This window comes from Niveispirillum sp., from assembly GCF_017996735.1.
In the GTDB taxonomy this organism is placed as follows: domain Bacteria; phylum Pseudomonadota; class Alphaproteobacteria; order Azospirillales; family Azospirillaceae; genus Niveispirillum.
The window spans coordinates 1-17,626 of sequence record NZ_JAGOGJ010000129.1; the positions used below are offsets into that span (position 1 = coordinate 1).

Below are 17,626 nucleotides of genomic sequence, written 5' to 3' on the forward strand. Positions count from 1 at the left end.
GCACCTGCCGGCGCAGCGACTTCCAATGGAAGGTCAGGGCCGCAAAATGCGTGGCGGCCAGTTGGTCACCCTTGCGGCTTTCGGTGTTGGTGTAGAAGGTGTAACCCCTCTCATCCAGACCCTTCAGCAGCAGGATGCGCACCGACGGGCGGCCATCGGCGCCCACGGTCGCCACCGACATGGCGTTGGGATCGTTGATTTCGGCCGTCTCGGCCTCGGCGAACCAGTCGCGGAACTGGGCAAACGGGTCGGTGGCATTTTCCAGCGTCATGGCTTGATCTTCGTCATAGTTGCGCCCGAATCTTTGTTGAACATAAGGAGCATGGGTTGTTTGTCCATGCCGTCCCCCGCATGGCACCCGTCCGCAGGCGGAAACGCCCGACGGTGAATGGTTCGGGGGCAAAGCATGATCCGAGAAAGGTTCTGAAAAATGATTCGCAAGATCGTCGTCGCCACCGCCCTGGTGGCCTTGCTGGCCGGGTGTCAGACCAATGCTGGCAACAAGCAGACCGGTGGCGCCGTGATCGGCGGCCTGATGGGCGGTTTGGCCGGCAGCCAGATCGGTGGCGGTTCGGGCAAGCTGTGGGCGACGGGTGCCGGCGCCGTGCTGGGTGCCCTGATCGGTTCCGAAGTGGGTGCCTCGCTGGACAAGGCTGACCGCGCCGCCCTGGAACGCAACACCTATGCGTCCTTCAACGCGCCGCTGAACCAGCCCATCGTCTGGGATAACCCGAACAACAGCAACCGCGTCATCGTGACCCCGACGCAGGAAGGCCGTCAGGCCGGCACGGGCGCCTATTGCCGCGAATACCAGCAGACGATCATCGTCGGCGGCCGCAGCGAACAGGCCTTTGGCCGCGCCTGCCAGCAGCCGGACGGTAGCTGGAAGATCGTCAGCTAATCGCTTCTGATCCGGCGGCAACCCGTCCACCCCGCGCCAGGTCATCCCTTGGCGCGGGGTTTTTTATACGCATGAGTTGCCGGCTTCCTGTCGGCCATGCTTGACCGGGGGCCGCCGGGGCGTAGGATGCGGCAGGTTTTCCCTTTTCTTTCTGGCTGCTGGTGACCATGCGCGATCCCTACCTTGTCCTCGGACTGACGCGAAGCGCCTCGGCCGACGACATCAAGCAGGCCTTTCGCCGCCTGGCCAAACAATACCACCCCGACCTGAACCCCGGCCGACCCGACATCGAGCAGAAGTTCAAGGAGGTCAACGGCGCCTACAGCCTTCTGTCCGATCCGGACAAACGGGCGCGCTTTGACAAGGGGGAGATCGACGCCTCGGGGGCTGAGCGGCCGGACCGCAGTTTCCGCCGCGCCTGGCAGGGTGCCGGCCGGGGACCGGGGGCGGCGGGCGGTGCGCGGGGGCCCGGTGCCGGCACGCGCGGCAATGCCGGCGGGGCCGAGGGCGATGATCCGTTCGCCGACGATTTCTTCAACGATATTTTCGGGGCGACCAAGCGGCGCTATTCCGCCGGCGGCGGGGCCGGGGTCAAGGCCAAGGGCAGCGACGTCAATTATTCGGTCAATGTCAGCTTCGCTGATGCCTGCCTGGGCGCCAAGCGCCGGCTGACCTTGTCGACGGGCAAGACCATCGACGTCAATATCCCGCCCGGCACCCGCGACCAGACCAAGCTGCGCCTGAAGGGCCAGGGTCTGGCGGGCCTGGGCGGGGCGGGGGCGGGCGACGCCATTGTCGAGGTGCTGGTCGACAACCACCCCCTGTTCACCCGCAAGGATGACGATATCCATCTGGAGGTGCCCGTCACCCTGCAGGAGGCCATCCTGGGTGCAGCCATCAAGGTGCCGACGCTGGACGGGCAGGTGGCGGTGAAGGTGCCGGCGGGGGCCAACAGCGGTACCCTGCTCCGCCTGAAAGGCAAGGGCATTCCCAATGCGGACCGCAAGGTGACGGGCGACCTCTATGTGAAGCTGGTCGTCATGCTGCCGGAAAAGCCCGACGCCGAACTGACCGCCTTCATTGAGCGCTGGTCAAAAGGCAAGGATTACGACGTGCGGCGCAAGCTGGGGGTTTGACACCAAGGGTCATGGTCCATGACCCTTGGAGGCCGCCGACTGGCGGCCCGCGCACGCCTGTGCGCGTAAGCCCAAGCCGCCGGACGGCGGCGCCCGGCGCTTGAGGGTGAGTGCACACACCAAGAGCCATGCTCCATGGCTCTTGGTGTGCCCCCCAGCGCCCGTATCCAACGCTCACTTCTTGTCGTCGGCCTTCTCCATGGCCGCGTCGGCCTTGGCGCGCAGTTCGTCGACGGTCTCGCCGGCCTTGTCCCGCGCATTGTCCAGCTTCTCGCCCGCCTTCTCGGCGGCATCGTCGATCTTCTCCCCGGCCCGTTCGGCGGGACCCTGTTTGTCACAGGCCGTCAGCGCCAGGGGGGCGGCCAGCAGCAGGGCTGCCAGAGTGGTGTTTCGCAGCAGATCCGTCCGCATGATGTCTCTCCATCCATTTGTGTCAAGCAACCACCCCTGACGGGTGGTCTTCGGCCGTAGAACACCCAAATGGATAGAAGGTTCCCTCCCCCTTGGCGAATGCCTGCCACGCTCTAGCTTCTGTCGTCCGGTACAGCAGCAAGAGCATACATATGGCACCCTCCATCATCATCATCGGCGCCACGGGTGGCACGGGCAGCGCCCTGGCGCGCAGGCTGGCCTGCAAGGGCCACGCACTGCACCTGATCGGCCGGGATGCGATCCGGCTGGAGGATCTGGCGCAGACGCTGGATGCCAGCTACGCGCTGGCCGATGTCATGGCGGAGGATGCGCTGGCCGATGCCGTGGCGCTGGCCGATCGGGGCGATGGTATCGCCGGTCTGGCCTATTGCGTCGGCTCGATCCATCTGAAACCGTTGAAGGCCACGCGCAGCGCCGATTTCCTGTCGGCCTTCAACCTGAACCTGCTGGGGGCGGCCACGGCGCTGCGCGCGGCGGAAAAGGGGTTGAAGGCGGCCAGGGGCTCCGTCGTCCTGTTCTCCACCGTCGCCGTGGAACAGGGCTTCGCCAACCATGCCGTCGTGGCGGCGGCCAAGGGGGCGGTGGCCGGCCTGGGTCGGGCCATGGCGGCGGAATGGGCACCGCATGTGCGCGTGAACGTCATCGCCCCCTCCCTGACCCGCACGCCGCTGGCAGCCCCGCTGCTGGCATCTGAACAGATGGCCCAGGGCATCGCCGCCATGCATCCGCTGGCCCGCCTGGGGGAGGCCGATGATCTGGCCGCCATGGCGGAATTTCTGCTGTCGGGCGATGCGGGATGGATCACGGGGCAGGTCATGGCTGTTGATGGTGGGCGGGGGGCCTTGCGAACCAAAGGATAGACGATCATGACGATCCATCGCCGCCACCTGATGCTGGCTGGCCCGCTGCTGCTGGGCCTTGGCACCCTGTTGCCGCGCGCTGCGTGGGCCTTCACGCTGCCGCCGGGCGACGCCTTATCCTTTTCCGTGTTCCGCAAGCAGGACAGCCCCATGGGCAGCCACCGGATGCGCTTCATGCGCGACGGTGACCGGCTGATCATGGAAAAGGCGATCGATCTGGAGGTGACGCTGGCCTTCGTCACCGCCTATCGCTACCGCCACCGCAACCGCGAGGTCTGGCAGGACGGGCGGCTGGTCGAGATCGAGACGAAGACCAATGATGATGGCGACGATTACTGGCTGCGCGGCAGTGCCGGCCCCGACGGCTTCCAGGTGGATGGCAGCGGCGGTCGCTATATGGCGCCGGCCGACATCATCCCCACCAGCTACTGGAACCACGCCACCACCGGCGCCAGCCAGTTGCTGGATACGCAGCGCGGCCTGATTATGGATGTGCGGATGGAGGATCGGGGGGCGGAGACGCTGGAGACCCAGGCAGGTCCCATCCAGGCCCGCCACCACACGATCAACATCCTGTCCAACCCGCCGGGCAAGACCGACCAGATCGACCTCTGGTACGATGATAACGGCCAATGGGTGGGGCTGGCGTTCCAGGCCAAGGGCCAGAAAATCAGCTATGTGATGGACAGCCCCGCCATCCCGCCGGAACCGGCCCCGCAATCGGCGGCGCGACCGTGACCACCATCCGTCTGGTCCTGGGCGATCAGCTTTCCCGCAATCTCGCCTCCCTGCGTGGGCTGGACAAGGCCACCGACGTGGTGCTGCTGGCCGAAGTGATGGCGGAGGCGACCTATGTTCCCCACCATCCCCAGAAGATCGCCTTCCTGTTCAGCGCCATGCGCCATTTCGCCGGGGAACTGCGCGCCGACGGTATCCGGGTCGATTACATCCGTCTGGACGATCCCGACAATACCGGCACGCTGGGCGGGGAACTGTCGCGCGCCATCGACCGGCACGGGGCGACGCGCGCCGTCGTCACCTTCCCCGGCGAATGGCGTGTCTGGAAACAGATGCGGCAATGGCAGAAGGACCTGCCGGTCCCGGTGGAGGTGAAGGAGGATGACCGCTTCTTCTGCTCCATCGCCCGCTTTCGTTCCTGGGCCGACGGGCGCAAGCAGCTTCGCATGGAGTTCTTTTACCGCGAGATGCGGCGCGACCATCAGATCCTGTTGACCGCTGACGGACAGCCCGAAGGCGGGCAATGGAATTTCGACGCCGAAAACCGCAAATCCCTGCCCAGGGGCCTGAAAATCCCCCCGCCCTGGCGGGAGGAACCCGACGCCATCACGGAAGAGGTTCTGGGCCTGGTCGCTAACCGTTTCGCCGGCCATTTCGGCACCCTGGACGGGTTCTTCTATGCCGTCACGGCAGCGGGCGCGGGGCGGGCGCTGGACCATTTCATCCGCCATTGCCTGCCCCTGTTCGGGGATTATCAGGACGCGATGGCCATGGGGCAGGAGACGCTGTTCCATTCCATCCTGTCGCCTTATATCAATGCCGGCCTTCTGGACCCCCGCGCCGTGGTGACGGCGGCCCAACAGGCCTGGCGGCAGGGCCACGCGCCCTTGAACGCCGTGGAAGGCTTCATCCGCCAGATTCTGGGCTGGCGTGAATATGTGCGCGGCATCTACTGGCTGAAAATGCCGGGATATGCCGACACCAATGCGCTGAACGCCCACCGCCCGCTGCCCGATTTCTACTGGACCGGGCGCACCGACATGAACTGCATGGCGCAGGTCATCGGACAGACGGAACGGCTGGCCTATGCCCACCATATCCAGCGCCTGATGGTGACGGGCAATTTTGCCCTGCTGCTGGGGGTTGAGCCGGCGCAGATTGAGGAATGGTATCTGGCCGTCTATGCCGATGCCTATGATTGGGTGGAGCTGCCCAATGTCCATGGCATGGTGATGCATGCCGATGGCGGCTATTTGGGCAGCAAGCCCTATGCCGCCAGCGGCAAATATATCCAGCGCATGTCGGATTACTGTACCCGCTGCCGCTATGATGTGAAGGAAACCACCGGCCCCACCGCCTGCCCGTTCAACTCCCTCTACTGGAATTTCCTGATGGAGAATGAAGGAAAACTGCGCGGCAATCCCCGCATGGGGCTGGTCTATAAGGGTCTGGACGCGATGGAACCGGCCAGGCGCGACGCCATCCGGGCCCGGGTGGCGCATTTCATCGCGGGGCTGGCGCCGGCCTATCCGGCCAAAGCCTATCCGGCCACAATGACGGAGCCGACATGACCAACCTGCACACGCCCACGCCTGCCGATGGTTTTGCCTGGGTCACCGGTGCCTCCTCCGGGATCGGGGAGCATGTCGCACTCGCGCTGGCGGCGGAAGGCTGGACCGTGCTGGCCAGCGCGCGGCGGGCCGAGTCGCTGGCCGCGCTGGCGGAACGGGCGCCGGGACCGGGCCGGATCATCCCGGTGGCCCTGGATATCACCGATGCAGAAGGGGTGAAGGCCGCCCTGGCTGCGCAGGGGCCGGTGGCGCTGGCCGTGCTGAATGCCGGAACCTATCAGCCGGATGAGGCAAAAAACCTGAACCCCGCCACCTTCGCCCACACGATCGATGTCAATCTGATCGGCACCGTAAAGTGCCTGGCCGCCTTCCTGCCCGCCATGATCGACCGGGGGCGGGGGCAGGTGACCATCGTGTCCAGCGTGGCCGGCTATCGGGGTTTGCCCCGGTCGCTGGCCTATGGCGCGTCCAAGGCGGCGCTGATCAACATGGCGGAAAGCCTGAAGCTGGATGTGGAGCGGTACGGCATCAAGGTGCAACTGGTCTGCCCCGGCTTCATCAAGACACCGCTGACCGACAAGAACGATTTCCCCATGCCCTTTTTGATGCCGGTGGAACGCGCGGCGGCCCGGCTGGTGGCCGGACTTAAAAGCAACGCCTTTCAGATAACATTCCCGCGTCGCTTTACATGGCCGCTTCTGCTGTTGCGCCGTTTTCCCGATGCGCTGTATTTCATGATGGTCCGTCGAACCGTGCCGAAATAAGTGCCGGGAATGGGCCATGGGAAACAGCTTGGATCAGGGTGCGCATGGGATCGGTGAATGGACAGGTTCCGGTGGATCAGGCGCTGGCCGCCTATATCCGCTTTTATCAGGAACTGCGGCCCGACAATCTGGCGCGGCTGGACCGGCTTGCCGTGCCCGATGTGCATTTCAAGGACCCGTTTAATGATTTCCGCTCGCGCGACCGGATGAAGCATGTTTTTGCCCGCATGTTCGACATGCTGGAACAGCCGCGCTTCATCGTGCGTGACCATGCCCTGTCGGAACAGACGGCCTATCTGCGCTGGGGCTTCGTGTTCCGCCGCAAGGGGGAACCCCGGCCTAGCACCATCGAGGGCATGTCGGAGGTGCGGTTCGATCTGGCCGGCCATGTGACCAGCCATATCGACCATTGGGACGCGGCCGAACAATTCTATGAAAAGCTGCCTGTCCTGGGATGGGTGCTGCGCAAGATCAAGGCCTATATGGCGGATTAACACTTGTCGCCGCGTTGATGACGGCATACGTCCCTATGCCGCACCCGCGCAACAGCCCCGAGCCGCCGCCATGAGCCTCCCCATCGTCCGCACCGTCGCTGACCTGCGCGCCCAGGTGTCCGCCTGGAATGCGGCCGGTCTGCGCACTGCCCTGGTGCCCACCATGGGTGCGTTGCATGACGGGCACCTGACCCTGGTGCGCCGGGGACGCGAACTGGCAGACCGGGTGATCGCCACCGTCTTCGTGAACCCCACGCAGTTCGGCCCCAACGAGGATTTCAGCCGCTATCCGCGGGATGAGGCGGGCGACGCGGCCAAGTTGGCATCGGCGGGCTGTGACCTGCTGTTCGCGCCCACGGTTGATGTCATGTATCCGGCGGGCTTTTCCACCAGCATCGATGTCGGCCCCGTCACCACCCGCTGGGAAGGCGCCTTCCGTCCCGGCCATTTCCAGGGCGTGGCCACGGTCGTGACCAAGCTGCTGTTGCAGGCCGGTGCCGATGTCGCCTGTTTCGGGCAAAAGGATTACCAGCAGCTCTGCACCATCCGCCAACTGGTGCGTGACCTGGATATCCCGGTGCAGATCGAAGGCGTGCCGACGGTGCGCGAGGGGGACGGGCTGGCCCTGTCGTCGCGCAACGCCTATCTGTCGCCCGAACAGCGGCAGGTCGCGGGCCGGTTGAACCACATCATGCGGGACGTGATCGACCGTCTGCGCGCCGGTCAGGCGGTGGAACCGGCCCTGGCCGACGGGACCGGGGCGCTGTTGTCGGCTGGCTTCACCGCCGTGGACTATCTGGCGCTGGTCGACGCCTTGACCCTGGAACCCCTGGCCGAGCCCGGTCCCGGCCGCCTGATCTGCACCGCCCGGCTGGGCGGCGTGCGCCTGCTGGACAATATGGCGGTGTAAACACTTTTCGATATGCTAGAATTGGCATATTGTGGGGTATGAGTGTCGATGGCTTGAAGCCCCTTGTCTGGATTGCCTCTTCGTTACGGGACCTGCGGGAGTTCCCTGACGCGGTGAAGCGCGACATGGGTTCCGCCCTCTTAAGCGCGCAGAAGGGCAGTTTCGCTCATGGCGTTAAGCCGTTGAAGGGCTTTGGCGGTGCCGGCGTCCTGGAGATTGTTGAGGACCATGATGGCGATACGTTCCGCGCGGTCTATACTGTGCGTTTCGCGACTGCCATCTATGTCCTCCACGCTTTTCAGAAGAAGTCAAAGCGCGGGATGGAAACGCCGAAGCACGACGTCGATCTCATCCGGTCTCGAATGGCGCTGGCAGAAGAGCGCCATAAGCAGAGTATGAGGGCACCATGACTACAGATGATATCACCCTGGGCGGCGTGAACATCTTCGCGGATCTCGGGTTGCCGGATCCTGACCAGGATCTGGTGAAGGCCAATCTATGCCATGCGGTAGCGGATATCCTGCGGGCGCGGGGCCTCACACAGAATGACGCAGCGCGCTTGCTTGGCACGGATCAGGCCAAGGTTTCAGCCTTGCTGCGTGGACGGATCAGCGGCTTTTCAACGGACCGCTTGATCCGGTTCCTGTCTCTGCTGGGCCATAACGTCACCATCGCCGTGGACCGTAAAACGGTTGACCGAGCGGCCGTGACGGTGGCGATGGTATGAAACCAATCTGCCGGACGGCAGCGCCCGGCGCATGAGGGAACGCTAAACCTCCCTTGATCGGTCACGATCGAGGGAGACGGGTATGACATGGAGGCGGACCTCCCGACCCGCCCCGTGATCCCTTACCACACGCCCGTATTGGGCATGCTGGTCCATGGTTCGGCCGGGGCCAGCGAAGCGCCCTTTTGCAGCAGCTCGATCGAGATATTGTCGGGTGAGCGGATGAAAGCCATGCGGCCGTCGCGCGGCGGGCGGTTGATGGTGACACCCTTTTCCAGCAGGGACTGGCAGGTGGCATAGATGTCATCCACCTCGAACGCCAGATGGCCGAAATTGCGCCCGCCCGTATAGGTCTCCGGGTCCCAGTTATAGGTCAGTTCGACCTGGGCGTCCGGCGTTTCGTCGGCCGCCAGAAAGATCAGGGTGAAGCGGCCGGCCGGATTCTCCATCCGCCGCAGCTCTTTCAGGCCCAGCTTGTTGCAGTAGAAATCCAGCGACTGCTCCAGGTCGGTCACACGGACCATGGTATGCAGGTATTTCATCGTTTCTTATCCAAGGGTTGGCGGAAATCCGGTCACCCTAACATGGTGCATGGCGGGCCGATATCCCAGTCCCGGCATGCATTTGTTCGCAAGCGACCCCGCATAATTGATATGAAAGTTCGATTGCAATGCAGCATGATCCGTGTTGGCATGGATGTTAGCGTTGCCAAGCAATAATCTTCACAATATTTCCGGCTCCGCCTCCGCAGGGAGGGGGCAAGGTGCCGGCGGGGATCTGGATGACGAGTGATCCGGTCATTCACGTATGGGTCCTGACCGCGACGGCGCTGGTCTTCGCGATGCAGTTGGGATTCTGCCTGCTGGAGGTCGGGTTCGTCCGGGCCAAGAACTCCATCAACGTCGCCATCAAGAATGTGATGGATTTCTGCATCGCCGGCTTCCTGTTCTGGCTGTTCGGCTACGCCATCATGTTCGGGCCAAGCTGGTTTGGCATTGCGGGAACCAGCGGCTTCATGCCCGACCATCTGGATGCCACCACGCCGCTGGTCTTTATCCTGTTCCAGATCATGTTTTGCGGGACGGCCACCACCATCGTTTCGGGGGCCGTGGCGGAACGTATGGGCTATGGCAGCTATATCGTCGTCTCGGCGCTGCTATCGGCCGTGATCTATCCCATCTTCGGCCATTGGGCCTGGGGTGGCATGGCCGGCCCGCAGAGCCAGGGCTGGCTGTCGGCCCTGGGCTTCATCGATTTCGCCGGCTCCACGGTGGTGCATTCGGTCGGTGGCTGGCTGTCCCTGGCGGCCGTGCTGGTCATCGGGCCGCGCACGGGGCGCTTTGATCCCGGCGTGCGGGCGCTGGGCAGCAACAATCTGACCATGGCGGCGTCGGGGGTACTGGTCCTCTGGTTCGGCTGGCTGGGCTTCAATGGCGGGTCTGTCCTGGGTGATCTGGACAAGGCGCCGGGGGTTTTGCTGAACACGATTGTCGCCGGCTGCGCCGGTGGCCTGTCCGGGCATTTCCTGTCGGTTCTGATGGAACCGAAGCCGCGCGTTGAACATTTCCTCAACGGCATTCTGGGCGGTCTGGTCGGTATCACGGCCTGTGCCCTGGTGGTGGGCACCGGGTCTGCGGCGATCATCGGCGCCGTGGCGGGCGGCATCGTCATTGCCGGCGGTGTGCTGCTGGACCGGTTGAAGATTGACGATGCCGTGGGCGCCGTGCCCGTCCATCTTTTCGCCGGCATCTGGGGCACGCTCTGCGTGGCCCTGTTCGGCGATGTGGCCCTGTTCGGCACCGGTCTCTCCCGCTGGCAGCAACTGGGCGTGCAGATCACCGGTATTGTGGCCTGTGGTGTCTTCACCTTCACCAGCGGCTATGTGCTGCTGCGCGTGATCAACCGTTTCTTCGCCCTGCGCATCGATGTGGAGGCGGAACGGCTGGGCCTGAACGTGGCCGAACATGGTGCCACGTCCCCCATGCTGGACCTTGCCGCCGAGATGGAGCGCCACCGCCAGGAGGGCAAGTTCGACCGGCCCGTGCATGTGGAGCCGCAGTCGGATGTGGAACTGATCGCCGCCCAGTATAACCGCGTCATCGACCGGGTGACGTCGGAGATCCAGCGCCATTCCCTGCTGCTGGAGGAACTGGGCAAGGCCAAGGTGGAAGCGGAGAATTCCAATCTGGCCAAATCGCAGTTCCTGGCCACCATGAGCCATGAGTTGCGCACGCCGCTGAACGCCGTCATCGGCTTTTCACAACTGATCGCCGATCAGGCCTATGGCCCCATCGACCAGCATTATGTGGAACATGCCCGCGACATCCATGATGGCGGCAAACATCTGCTGGCGCTGGTCAATGATGTGCTGGATTTCTCACGGCTGGAGGCCGGGAAGTTCCAGTTGAACGAGCAGCCGCTGGACCTGGCCCGCATCCTGCGCGGGGTCCACCGCCTGATGCTGCCGCTGGCCGAAAGCGGCAGCATGGGCCTGTCGATGGAGGCGGGGCCGGAACTGCCTGCGCTTCACGCCGATGAACGCGCCATCCGCCAGATCCTGATCAATCTGGTCGGCAATGCCGTGAAATTCACGCCGGCCGGGGGCAAGGTGAAACTGGTCGCCACCCTGGAACCCGACCGCCGCATCTGCCTCAGCGTCATCGACAGCGGTATCGGCATGGACCCCGCCCTGGTGTCCAAGGCGCTGGAACCCTTCACGCAGTTGGAAGGGGGTTTGGCCAAGGGCCATGGCGGGTCCGGCCTGGGCCTGTCGCTGGTCAATGCGCTGGTCCGCCTGCATGACGGGACGCTGGTGATCCAGACGGCACCGGGCAAGGGCACCAATGTTTCCATCCGCTTCCCCATCGCCCGCACCATCGAACGGGCGACGGAGAAGGACCGCAGGGCGGGTTAGCTCCGGTCCACCCGACCCGCATAACATCCGCGCCGCGCCAGATGCACATGCAGATAGGCGACGTCGGCGCGCGCCAGATAGCGGCGGAACAGGGCGTCCGCCTCTTGCCCGTTCACGACATCGGCATCCACGATCATGTCGTCGCCATCATAGGCCCGCACCGACAGGATGCGCTTGGCCATCATCAGCGGCACCGCGTCCCTGCACACCGCCGTCTCGGCGGGTCCCTCGGTGACAAAGATCGGCCCCTCGGCACGGTAGGGCGTGGGGGCCGGCTGATGCGGGTAGGACAGCAGCAGGACATCGGTCCCCGCCGGCACATCGGCCAGGGTCACGCGGCACGGGTACAGCCCGTCCTGCGGCGCCGTCATGCGCCTGATGCCGCGTGCGGCCAGGGCCTGGTCATCCAGGCCGAACAGGGGGGCGAAGGGGGCGGATTGCAGACCGCTGACGATATAGGACATGGGGTGGCGCTCCATCGGGCAATGATGGCGCGACGATGCCGGTTCAATCAATGCCCGGCGACCCGGTTCTTGCGGTCACAGCAGCCACCGCCCCTCGGCCCAGCGCAAGGCCCACAACGCGCTGCGGCCCAGGGTCCAGCGGCCGGCCCAATGGGCCAGTGCGGTGCCGTTGCCCAGGTCGATAAAAAGTGGCGGACGGTGGCGCGGGGACTTGCGCGGCACCAGACCGGTGATCAGCGCCGACAGGTTGTAGGCCAGCATGTCCCAGCCCGGATGACGTCCGCCGGCGGGACAGGTCGCCTCTCCCACGGCCAGCACATGATCCAGACCGCCCACGAACAGCTTGTCATCGCAGCGCAGGCGTCCATCCGCATCGACATCCAGCCCGCTGGTCTTCAGCCAGGACGGACCGGCCACACCCGTGGCGTTCAGAAACAGGTCAAAGGCGATGCGGTCCCCGCCGGTCAGCACCGCCTCGTTCCCGTCCACCCGGGCAACGGGGGCCATTTCCTGAAGGATGGCGCCATGGGCGGACAGATTTTCCAGCAGGCGGACACCGGCCCGTTCCGGCAGCCCGGTCAGCAGCCGGCCGCGCGCCAGGACGGTGACGGCCACATGTCCCCCCAGCCGGGCCGCCAGCGCGATGATGGCGATGGCCGCGCCAATGGCCTCCGTTCCGCCGCCGGCAATGGTCAGGGCCACCACCCGGCCCGGATGCTGTTCAAACCGCGCCTCCAGCGCCGCCCGCAGGTCCAGCAGGCGGGACAGGGGCCGTGTGGCAAAGCAACGGCCATGGCCGGCCGTACCGGCCAGCGGGCGCGTCGCCGCGTCCGGTGCGATGGACAGCAGGTCGAAGGGAACGGGCTCCCCCTCATGCCGGTGGACAAGTCCGACCTTCAGGTCCAGGCCCAGGACGCCATCATCGATGAAACCGATCCCGGCCTGCTGTGCCAGGGTGCCGGCATCCAGCCGCACCGTGCCCGGATCAATACGTCCCGCCAGCAGGGCCGGTACGGCCTCGGCCCAGATCTGCGGTGCCGGTGCCAGAAGGGTGACCCGATGTCCGCGCCGCGACAGGGCGGACAGGCGTTTCAGCAGGGGTGGCCGCGCGTGCCCCCCGCCCAGCAGCAGGATACGCTGCGGGCCTGTCACCCGGCAGCCTTCGCCGCCGCCACAGCTTCGTTGGGATCGCGCAGCACATAGCCGCGACCCCACACCGTCTCGATGTAATTATCGCCTTCGGTGGCGGTGGTCAGCTTCTTGCGCAGCTTGCAGACGAAGACGTCGATGATCTTCAATTCCGGCTCGTCCATGCCGCCATAGAGATGGTTCAGGAACATCTCCTTGGTCAGGGTGGTCCCCTTGCGCAGCGACAGCAGTTCCAGGATGCCATATTCCTTGCCGGTCAGGTGCAGGGGCGCCCCCTCCACCGTGGCCGTCTTGGCATCCAGGTTCACGGTCAGCTTGCCCGTGCGGATGACGCTTTCCGAATGGCCCTTGGACCGGCGGATGATGGCCTGGACGCGGGCAATCAGCTCGCGCTTGTCGAACGGTTTGGTCAGGTAATCATCGGCGCCAAAGCCCAGCCCCTTGATCTTGTTGTCCAGGTCCGACAGGCCCGACAGGATCAGGATGGGTGTATTGACCCGCGATGCGCGCAGACGCCGCAGCACCTCGTACCCGTCCATGTCGGGCAGCATCAGGTCAAGAATGATGATATCATAGTCGTATAGTTTGCCGATCTCCAGCCCGTCTTCACCCAGGCTGGTGGCATCCACGATGTACCCACCCTCGGCGGACAACATGAGCTGGATGCTCTTCTGCATCGCGGCATCGTCTTCGACCAGCAGGACACGCATGACAAGATCCTCGGGCTTTCAATGGGCATCACCCCATCTACGCCAGACAGGTTAACAGACGCTCTACGTATATGCTATCCGACCAATGGCATTGCCAGGGGTCATAGCCTGTTCATTCGTATGTGGTGTTCCACCTTGGCGGGTTACTGCCGCAGATCAGGGGCATTCGATGCTTGATCACGACCAGTTGCTGCAGGAAATCAACGCATTGCCCGGCTATGCCGTCTTCGGGCGCGTCACCTCCGTGCTGGGTATGATGGTGGAGGTGGGGGGCGTGGAGCGCCGCCTGTCCATCGGCGGGCGCTGCCGCGTCATCACGCGCGGCGGCCGCGCGGTCCCGTGCGAGGTGGTGGGCTTCCGCAGCGGCCGGGCGCTGCTGATGCCATTCGGCACGCTGGACGATATCGGCCTGGGCTGCCGGGCGGAGGTGGCGGAGGCGCAGGCGTCGATCTACCCGACCCAGGCCTGGCTGGGCCGCGTCATCAACGCCCTGGGACAGCCCATCGACGGCAAGGGTCCCCTGCCGCAGGGCGAGGTGCCCTATCTGATCAAGGCCGGCCCGCCGCCCGCCCATGCCCGCAAAAGGGTGGGCGCCAAGATGGATCTGGGGGTGAAGTCCATCAACACCTTCCTGTCCTGCTGCCGGGGGCAGCGTATGGGCATCTTCGCCGGGTCGGGCGTGGGCAAGTCGGTGCTGATGTCGATGCTGGCCAAATATACGGAGGCCAATGTCAGCGTCATCGGCCTGATTGGTGAGCGCGGGCGCGAGGTGCAGGAATTCCTGGAGCATGATCTGGGGCCGGAAGGTATCGCGCGTTCCGTCGTCATCGTTGCCACCTCCGATGAACCGCCGCTGATGCGCCGTCAGGCCGCCTATCTGACCTTTGCGGTGTCGGAGTTCTTCCGCGATCAGGACCAGGATGTGCTGTGCCTGATGGACAGCGTCACCCGCTTCGCCATGGCCCAGCGAGAGATCGGGCTGTCGGCTGGTGAGCCGCCCACCACCAAGGGTTATCCCCCCACTGTCTTCGCCGAACTGCCGCGCCTGCTGGAACGGGCCGGGCCGGGCACGGGCCAGGGCACGATCAGCGGCCTGTTCACGGTGCTGGTCGAAGGTGGCGACATGGAAGAACCGATCGCCGACGCGGTGCGCGGTATCCTGGACGGCCATATCGTGATGGAACGCCGCATCGGGGAGCGCGGGCGCTATCCCGCCATCAACATCCTGCGGTCCGTCAGCCGCACCATGCCCGGCTGCAACACGCCCGAGCAGAACGCCCTGGTCGGCAAGGCGCGGCGCCTGATGTCGGCCTATTCCGACATGGAGGAGATGATCCGCCTGGGCGCCTATCGCAAGGGCAGCGATCCGCAGGTGGACGAGGCCATCCATTACAACCCCGCGATCGAGGCCTTCCTGCGCCAGGGCAAGGGGGAGCGCAGCACGCTTGACCAGGGCTATGCCGAACTGGCCGCCATCCTGGGCGGGGCCGGCTGATGAAGGACCTGAAACCCCTGATCCGCCTGAACCAGCGGGAGGTGGACCAGCGCCGCCGCGTGCTGGTGCAGTTGCAGGAGGCGCAGGAACGGCTGGTGGTGGAGCGGGAGCAGTTCGAACAACAGGTGGTGATCGAACGCGATCTGGCGGCCACCGACCTGATGCTGGCCAGGGCCTATCCCGCTTTCGCCAAACGCGTGGAGCTGATGCGCGATGAATATGAACGCCGGGCATCCACCCTGCGGCTGGAGGTGGGGCGGGCAGAGGAAGCGGTGGCCGAGGCCTTTCGCGAACTGAAAAAATTCGAACAGGTGCAGGAACAGCGCGATCTGGCCACCAAAGAGGCCCGGCGCTACCGCGAAACCCAGATGTTCGACGAAGTGGCCTCCATTCGTTTCTCCCGCCAGCAGGGGGCGGCGGAGGAAACGGGGGAAGGGGAGGCGTGAAGGCTCAGCGGGTGGCAGGGGTCTGGAGCGCTGGTCGGGCCCCTCCCTCAGCCTCCCATTGGCTGGCACCAACGGGCCCCTCCCTCTCCCACGTTCGTGGGCGAGGGGCGAAGTTTGGCCGAGATCCCTATTCCGCCCCTCTCCCACTTGCGTGGGTCAGGGTCAGAATGCGCGACCGCGTGCCTTAACTTCGCCCCTCGCCCGCCTTGCGGGAGAGGGAGGGGCCCGCCCGCGTCAGCGGGTGGGAGGGTGAGGGGACGACGCCCCCAAGCACCGCTCACCCCCAAACACCACCCTATCCCTCACTCCCACCCCTTCGCCGCCTCCACCAACTGGTCCACCGCCGTCGACCAGCCGTCATAGAAGCCCATCTCCTTATGGCTGGCTGCCCCTTCGGGCGTCAGGTGCATGGCGCGGGCGGTATAGCGGGTGCCGCCCAGATGATCCTCGAAGGTGATGTCGGCGGTGAAGGCAAGGAAGCCCGGCGTCACGGGCCGGAAGCCCGGCGCCATCATGTTGGTGAAGACCAGCCTTTTGCCCTCTTCGATCAGCAGGATGATGCCGGGATTGTCCGACACGCCGCCATCCGGCCCCTCCATGCGGGTATAGAATTCCCCGCCGGGCTGCAGGTCCATGCGGACCTCCACCGTCTGCCAGGGGCGCGGGCACCACCATTGCTTCAGATGTTCCGGGCTGGTCCAGGCCTTCCAGACCAGATGGCGCGGCACGTCCAGGATGCGGGTGATGCCCAGATCCCGATCGGCAACCAGCACCTGGCGTTCCAGCCGTTCCAGCGTCTGGTGCCCGCCAGCCTCGGCCCCGAACTTGCGCTTTTCCTCCAGCGATTCGACCGTGGGACAGACCATGGTCAGGGTGACCTTGGTTTTGCCGTCCCCCACCTCTTCCAGCCGGATCGACGCATCGAACAGGCAATGGTCGGGATCGTCGCCGCCATGTTCATATTCCAGCAGGGCCGGTTCCTGGACCGTGCGATAGCGGATCCAGTTTTCGAAATCCTGACCCCATCCATGCATCGTGTAGCGCCAGGTACCGCCCGGCCGCACATCCATTTCATGCACGGTGGTGGAAAACCCGTTGGGTCCCCAGAACAGGGGCACATGCTTGGGGTCGGTCAGCACCTTCCACACCAGGGGGCGCGGGGCGTTGAGCGTGCGGGTGATCACCATGCTGCGATCAGCGGGCGGCGGGGTCGTCATTGGTCGCTTCCTCCTGGCTTTTCAAAATCTGCAAATAGGCGTCCAGCCGGTCGAACCGGGCCTCCCAGACAGCCCGCTGTCGCGCAATCCATTCCCCCGCCGCGTCCATCGCCTGGGGTTCCAGCCGGCAGGTGCGTACGCGCCCCACCTTCTCCGTCCGGATCAGGCCGCAATCCTCCAGCAGCCGCAGATGCTGCATCAGGCTGGGCAGGGCCATGGTGAACGGCTTGGCCAGTTCCCCCACACTGGCCGGCCCTTCGGCCAGCCGTTCCAGAACCGCCCGGCGCGACGGATCGGCCAGGGCCAGGAACATGCGATCAAGATTGGCGGGGGGGGAGTGAATGTTAGGCATAAGCCTAACTATCAGGGTCGGATGGCAGTGGCAAGCATATAGTTTGGTAATTGCCTAACTATCTTGTCCCCTCTCTCCACCTCATCCCGGCGAAAGCCGGGACCCAGGGGCCAAGCGCCCGACCTGTCAGCAGCGTTCATAGACGCAGTGTATAGGTTTGACCCTATGGCCCCTGGGTCCCGACTTGCGTCGGGATGACGCCGCCGGGCTCCCTTCAAGCTAGGGCCTGTGGGGATTCAGCGCGAATTGATGACAGCAGCGGCGAGATAGATTATGGCTTCAAAGCTTTTGTCTGTTTTGCAAGCTCTCATGGCGATGCGCTTGAACTCCTTGAGTTTGCAGAAGA

General features: G+C 64.9%; 21 protein-coding genes and 1 pseudogene. 13 read left to right on the top strand and 9 right to left on the bottom strand.

Annotated elements, in window-relative coordinates; translation table 11 throughout:
* Window positions 1-271, bottom strand: a 271-nt coding sequence (locus KBA48_RS26615; protein WP_292911722.1) for a pyridoxamine 5'-phosphate oxidase family protein, incomplete at its 3' end; no start/stop codon positions are given.
* Between the two features lie 159 nt (window positions 272-430).
* Here KBA48_RS26615 and KBA48_RS26620 point away from each other — a divergent pair.
* Both KBA48_RS26620 and KBA48_RS26625 read left to right on the top strand, forming a co-directional pair.
* The gene (locus KBA48_RS26620; RefSeq protein WP_292911723.1) at window positions 431-901 is read left to right on the top strand and encodes an RT0821/Lpp0805 family surface protein; all 471 of its coding nucleotides are present in this window, start codon (window positions 431-433) and stop codon (window positions 899-901) included.
* A gap of 167 nt (window positions 902-1,068) precedes the next feature.
* Entirely contained in the window at window positions 1,069-2,037 is a 969-nt protein-coding gene (locus tag KBA48_RS26625) for a J domain-containing protein (RefSeq protein ID WP_292911724.1), read from the top strand.
* A 174-nt stretch (window positions 2,038-2,211) separates the two neighbouring features.
* Here KBA48_RS26625 and KBA48_RS26630 read toward each other — a convergent pair whose 3' ends face one another.
* Window positions 2,212-2,448 carry a hypothetical protein gene (locus tag KBA48_RS26630; RefSeq protein ID WP_292911725.1) on the bottom strand — a complete coding sequence of 79 codons (237 nt, stop codon included), beginning with the start codon at window positions 2,446-2,448 and terminating at the stop codon, window positions 2,212-2,214.
* A 152-nt stretch (window positions 2,449-2,600) separates the two neighbouring features.
* On the opposite strand from KBA48_RS26630, the gene KBA48_RS26635 reads away from it, so the two are divergent.
* From KBA48_RS26635 to KBA48_RS26670, 8 genes are all read left to right on the top strand, one after another.
* A complete protein-coding gene (locus tag KBA48_RS26635) occupies window positions 2,601-3,329 on the top strand; it encodes an SDR family NAD(P)-dependent oxidoreductase (RefSeq protein WP_292911726.1) in 729 nt (242 codons plus the stop codon).
* Between the two features lie 6 nt (window positions 3,330-3,335).
* Window positions 3,336-4,067 carry a DUF6134 family protein gene (locus tag KBA48_RS26640; protein WP_292911727.1) on the top strand — a complete coding sequence of 244 codons (732 nt, stop codon included), beginning with the start codon at window positions 3,336-3,338 and terminating at the stop codon, window positions 4,065-4,067.
* Window positions 4,064-5,638, top strand: coding sequence for a cryptochrome/photolyase family protein (locus KBA48_RS26645; protein ID WP_292911728.1), 1,575 nt, complete (start codon window positions 4,064-4,066; stop codon window positions 5,636-5,638). The genes KBA48_RS26640 and KBA48_RS26645 overlap by 4 nt, the downstream gene beginning before the upstream one ends.
* Window positions 5,635-6,402, top strand: coding sequence for an SDR family NAD(P)-dependent oxidoreductase (locus tag KBA48_RS26650; RefSeq protein WP_292911729.1), 768 nt, complete (start codon window positions 5,635-5,637; stop codon window positions 6,400-6,402). Before KBA48_RS26645 ends, KBA48_RS26650 begins: the two co-directional genes overlap by 4 nt.
* Before the next feature lie 44 nt (window positions 6,403-6,446).
* Complete coding sequence (locus tag KBA48_RS26655; RefSeq protein WP_292911730.1) at window positions 6,447-6,896, top strand: nuclear transport factor 2 family protein; 450 nt, start codon at window positions 6,447-6,449, stop codon at window positions 6,894-6,896.
* Window positions 6,897-6,966: 70 nt separating this feature from the next.
* Window positions 6,967-7,806, top strand: a complete 840-nt coding sequence (gene panC / locus KBA48_RS26660; protein WP_292911731.1) for a pantoate--beta-alanine ligase — start codon at window positions 6,967-6,969, stop codon at window positions 7,804-7,806.
* A gap of 38 nt (window positions 7,807-7,844) precedes the next feature.
* Window positions 7,845-8,216, top strand: a complete 372-nt coding sequence (locus tag KBA48_RS26665) for a type II toxin-antitoxin system RelE/ParE family toxin (protein ID WP_292911732.1) — start codon at window positions 7,845-7,847, stop codon at window positions 8,214-8,216.
* Entirely contained in the window at window positions 8,213-8,533 is a 321-nt protein-coding gene (locus KBA48_RS26670; protein WP_292911733.1) for a helix-turn-helix domain-containing protein, read from the top strand. The genes KBA48_RS26665 and KBA48_RS26670 overlap by 4 nt, the downstream gene beginning before the upstream one ends.
* A 122-nt stretch (window positions 8,534-8,655) precedes the next feature.
* On the opposite strand, the gene KBA48_RS26675 is transcribed toward KBA48_RS26670, so the two are convergent.
* Window positions 8,656-9,075, bottom strand: coding sequence for a VOC family protein (locus KBA48_RS26675; RefSeq protein WP_292911734.1), 420 nt, complete (start codon window positions 9,073-9,075; stop codon window positions 8,656-8,658).
* A gap of 239 nt (window positions 9,076-9,314) precedes the next feature.
* Here KBA48_RS26675 and amt point away from each other — a divergent pair, with 239 nt between their 5' ends.
* A complete protein-coding gene (gene amt / locus KBA48_RS26680) occupies window positions 9,315-11,447 on the top strand; it encodes an ammonium transporter (RefSeq protein WP_292911735.1) in 2,133 nt (710 codons plus the stop codon).
* Here the strand turns inward: amt and KBA48_RS26685 are convergent.
* From KBA48_RS26685 to ctrA, 3 genes are all read right to left on the bottom strand, one after another.
* Window positions 11,444-11,911: a DUF1203 domain-containing protein gene (locus tag KBA48_RS26685; RefSeq protein ID WP_292911736.1), complete on the bottom strand. Its 468-nt coding sequence runs from the start codon at window positions 11,909-11,911 to the stop codon at window positions 11,444-11,446. The genes amt and KBA48_RS26685 overlap by 4 nt on opposite strands.
* A gap of 75 nt (window positions 11,912-11,986) precedes the next feature.
* Window positions 11,987-13,063: an FAD-dependent oxidoreductase gene (locus KBA48_RS26690; RefSeq protein WP_292911737.1), complete on the bottom strand. Its 1,077-nt coding sequence runs from the start codon at window positions 13,061-13,063 to the stop codon at window positions 11,987-11,989.
* On the bottom strand, window positions 13,060-13,770 hold the full coding sequence (ctrA, locus tag KBA48_RS26695; protein WP_292911738.1) for a response regulator transcription factor CtrA: 711 nt from the start codon (window positions 13,768-13,770) through the stop codon (window positions 13,060-13,062). Before ctrA ends, KBA48_RS26690 begins: the two co-directional genes overlap by 4 nt.
* A gap of 169 nt (window positions 13,771-13,939) precedes the next feature.
* Here ctrA and fliI point away from each other — a divergent pair, with 169 nt between their 5' ends.
* Complete coding sequence (gene fliI, locus KBA48_RS26700; RefSeq protein ID WP_292911739.1) at window positions 13,940-15,265, top strand: flagellar protein export ATPase FliI; 1,326 nt, start codon at window positions 13,940-13,942, stop codon at window positions 15,263-15,265.
* Window positions 15,265-15,711, top strand: coding sequence for a hypothetical protein (locus KBA48_RS26705; RefSeq protein ID WP_292911740.1), 447 nt, complete (start codon window positions 15,265-15,267; stop codon window positions 15,709-15,711). The genes fliI and KBA48_RS26705 overlap by 1 nt, the downstream gene beginning before the upstream one ends.
* A gap of 302 nt (window positions 15,712-16,013) precedes the next feature.
* On the opposite strand, the gene KBA48_RS26710 is transcribed toward KBA48_RS26705, so the two are convergent.
* From KBA48_RS26710 to KBA48_RS26720, 3 genes and pseudogenes are all read right to left on the bottom strand, one after another.
* Window positions 16,014-16,928: an SRPBCC domain-containing protein gene (locus KBA48_RS26710; protein ID WP_292911741.1), complete on the bottom strand. Its 915-nt coding sequence runs from the start codon at window positions 16,926-16,928 to the stop codon at window positions 16,014-16,016.
* Window positions 16,906-17,280 carry a helix-turn-helix transcriptional regulator gene (locus KBA48_RS26715; RefSeq protein WP_292911742.1) on the bottom strand — a complete coding sequence of 125 codons (375 nt, stop codon included), beginning with the start codon at window positions 17,278-17,280 and terminating at the stop codon, window positions 16,906-16,908. The genes KBA48_RS26710 and KBA48_RS26715 overlap by 23 nt, the downstream gene beginning before the upstream one ends.
* A 236-nt stretch (window positions 17,281-17,516) precedes the next feature.
* A pseudogene (locus KBA48_RS26720) lies at window positions 17,517-17,626 on the bottom strand (IS5/IS1182 family transposase); the annotation flags it as partial.